Source organism: Arthrobacter sp. H5 (assembly GCF_000520595.1).
Classification (GTDB): Bacteria; Actinomycetota; Actinomycetes; order Actinomycetales; family Micrococcaceae; genus Arthrobacter_D.
Genome location: NZ_KI915007.1, coordinates 37,061 through 39,905 on the forward strand (window position 1 = coordinate 37,061; position 2,845 = coordinate 39,905).

The window sequence follows — 2,845 nt, forward strand, 5'->3', positions numbered from 1 at the left end:
GCAGCCAGTCTGCGCCGGAGCCTTCGAAACCATCCAAGTTCAGCGGACCGGGACGGTTGAACATTCCGATCTCGTGCATCTTCGTTTCCAGTGTTCCACCGAACTCCCACAGGTGGTCATGGGGGAAATAGTAGTGCGGTGAAATGAACACCTTGTAGCCGGCGGTTTTCGACGCGGCGAGCAGCTGATCGATGTGCTGGACGGTGTTATTCTCCTGGACACTGTTGCCGACTAGTTCCCAAGTGACACCGTCGGGGCTGAGGAAATCGTTTTGTGGGTCGGTCAGCACGAGCGCTGTCGTGGACGGGTCAAATTGCATGACTCTCCTCAGATGAGTGTTGAATCCCCAACGGAATTCCATCCAAACGCTAGGGCGCCACCGCACATTGTTCTGTAAGCCAGGACACCGTTCCCAGGCACAGCCAGGAACTGAGCCCATCTGCCAAAGATCGGATCCTCGTCTGGAGACTGACGCGGCGGATCGTGAACACTGTGGGGCAAGATCTGTATTCCAGGACACAGAACTTTGGGCAGGTGGCGCATATCGTTCCCTGAAGCCACGACGAACCCGCTATGGATTCGAAAAACCTTCGGAAGAAGAATCAAGTCGATGTGATCGGCATCAAGACAACAGAAATGAGCAGCAATGGCCGGACATAGCGAAAAACTCGAATTCCCCGGCTCGCAGGGAGCTTTGCTGGCGGCGCGGCTCGATCTGCCGGAGTCGCAGCCCCTGTCCTACGCCTTATTCGCGCATTGTTTCACCTGCAGCAAGGACGTACTCGCAGCTGCGAGGATTTCCCGGGCGCTCACTGACTTCGGTATCGCCGTTCTCCGATTCGACTTCACTGGGCTAGGCCAATCCGGAGGCGACTTCGCCAATACGAACTTCAGCTCCAACATTGAAGATCTGATTCACGCTGCAGACTATCTTCGCAAGGGGTTCGCGGCCCCGTCGATTTTGATTGGGCACTCGCTGGGTGGAGGTGTGGTGCTCGCCGTCACCGCACAAATACCTGAGGTGCGGGCGGTAGTCACCATCGGCGCCCCGGCTGACCCCGATCACCTGGCGCATTTGTTGGGGGAGAGCCGGGCGGAGATTGAATCTTCTGGGGAGGCAGAAGTTATCCTCGGCGACAGATCGTTTTGCATCCGCCAGCAATTCCTTGACGATATTGCCGCGCAGCCGCAGGCCGACCGCATCGGTCATCTAGGCTCGGCGCTGCTGGTCATGCATTCGCCGAGTGACACTACCGTGGACGCGGATAACGCGCGGCGCATCTACGAGACGGCTCGTCACCCGAAGTCGTTCGTTGCCCTCGATGGGGCCGACCATCTACTCACCGACCCTGCCGATGCTGCGTTCGCTGCTTCAATGCTTGCGACGTGGGCCCGTCGCTTCGCCTTCGCCGCGCCCCCGGATTCGGGTCTTCCTTCCGCAGCTGATGACCCGGCTGAAGGGCTCGTCGTCGTGGCTGAGACAGGAGTGGGAGCGTTCGCCCAGCAGGTGATGGTCGGCGGGCACCGGTTGAGCGCGGATGAACCCGCCCCGATCGGTACCGATACCGGCCCGTCGCCCTACGATTTCCTACTCGCCAGCCTGGGCGCCTGCACTTCGATGACCGTCAGGATGTATGCTGACCGCAAAAAATGGCCGCTAGAAAAGGTGACGGTTTCACTGCGACACAGCAGAATCCACGCACAGGACTGCGCCGACTGCGAGACCGAGACCGGAAAGTTGGACCGAATCGAACGGGTCATCCGCTTCGACGGCGACCTCAACGAGGACCAGCGTCAAAAATTGCGCGAAATCGCCGATAAGTGTCCAATCCACCGCACCCTGCGCTCGGAAATCCTCATCGGAACGACAATCTCCGACACAGACCCCGGGCGGACCAGCTCCCGGGACAATTCGGAGACGAAGGCTGAAGTGAACAGTCTGAATATGATGGCACTTCTGAGGGAGGGATTATGAGTACAACGAGATCTATGATGGCCGCACACCCCGACGGTGAGCCGTCATTGGGCCAAGCGCTGACGGCATGCATTGAAGCTGCCTTCTCCTGCGCACAGGCAAGCGATGCCTGCGCGGACGCCTGCATGGCGGAAGAGACGATAGTCGAATTGCGGAAGTGTATTCGTCTTAGTTTGGACTGCGCTGATCTTTGTATGACCACTGGCCGGTTCCTCTCCCGGCTGAATGAGGTCGACGGCAACCTACTTAAGACGATCCTTATGGCGTGCCGAGACTTTTGCACGACGACCGCGATTGAATACGAAAAGCATGCCGATATGTACGCTTACTGCCGGATCGCTGCCGAGGCGTGCCGCCGCTGCGAACAGGCCTGCCAAGATCTACTTCCGCGGCCGTTCTGAATTCAGCAAACCCTTTCCACGTCTTCTCCGATGTTGCATCGGCGAGCATGCTGCGCGAGAACAAGTTGGTGCCGCGCCAGCCGCGCCCATTTAGGGTCACCACGCAAGCCGACGCTGAAGAGGTGGCCGCGGTCCCAGATCTGGTGAACGGGACCTAATCGCAATACCGTTCAGTTAAGGGTGCGGGCGGTATTGTTGGGGTATGTCTCGTTCTGGTTGGAGAAAACCTGCGTCTGATCGCCGGTTGTCGGATTTAGTGTCGGTGGGTCTGTTGACGCGGGTGTTCCCTGCGGGCGTCGTCGATGAGGTGATCGCTGCGGCTGGGCGCACGGAGGTTCGGAATCGGGCGTTGCCGGCTCGGGTGATGGCGTACTTCTCGATCGGGATGGCATTGCATTCCGAGGGCTCGTATGAGGACGTTTTCGAACAGCTGACGGACGGGTTGTCGTGGTCTTCGGGATGGGCGGAA

4 protein-coding genes are annotated in these 2,845 nt (G+C 59.1%); 3 read left to right on the plus strand and 1 reads right to left on the minus strand.

All coding sequences use genetic code 11. From position 1 onward, the window contains the following. On the minus strand, positions 1–319 hold a 319-nt coding region (locus Y708_RS25510), incomplete at its 3' end, for an isochorismatase family protein (protein WP_035776562.1). A 327-nt stretch (positions 320–646) separates the two neighbouring features. On the opposite strand from Y708_RS25510, the gene Y708_RS25515 reads away from it, so the two are divergent. From Y708_RS25515 to Y708_RS0115305, 3 genes are all read left to right on the plus strand, one after another. Continuing rightward, on the plus strand, positions 647–1,975 hold the full coding sequence (locus tag Y708_RS25515; RefSeq protein WP_081746870.1) for a bifunctional alpha/beta hydrolase/OsmC family protein: 1,329 nt from the start codon (positions 647–649) through the stop codon (positions 1,973–1,975). Positions 1,976–1,989: 14 nt separating this feature from the next. Further along, the gene (locus Y708_RS30480) at positions 1,990–2,376 is read left to right on the plus strand and encodes a four-helix bundle copper-binding protein (protein WP_253905842.1); all 387 of its coding nucleotides are present in this window, start codon (positions 1,990–1,992) and stop codon (positions 2,374–2,376) included. A 202-nt stretch (positions 2,377–2,578) separates the two neighbouring features. Continuing rightward, positions 2,579–2,845: transposase domain-containing protein (locus Y708_RS0115305; RefSeq protein ID WP_173401526.1), on the plus strand; the 267-nt coding region annotated here is incomplete at its 3' end.

What these genes read in the sequence shown, in the direction of transcription:
- Y708_RS25515 (WP_081746870.1), top strand. Translation starts at nt 647, where the DNA reads ATGGCCGGACATAGCGAAAAACTCGAATTCCCCGGCTCGCAGGGAGCT.
- Y708_RS30480 (WP_253905842.1), top strand. Translation starts at nt 1,990, where the DNA reads ATGATGGCCGCACACCCCGACGGTGAGCCGTCATTGGGCCAAGCGCTG.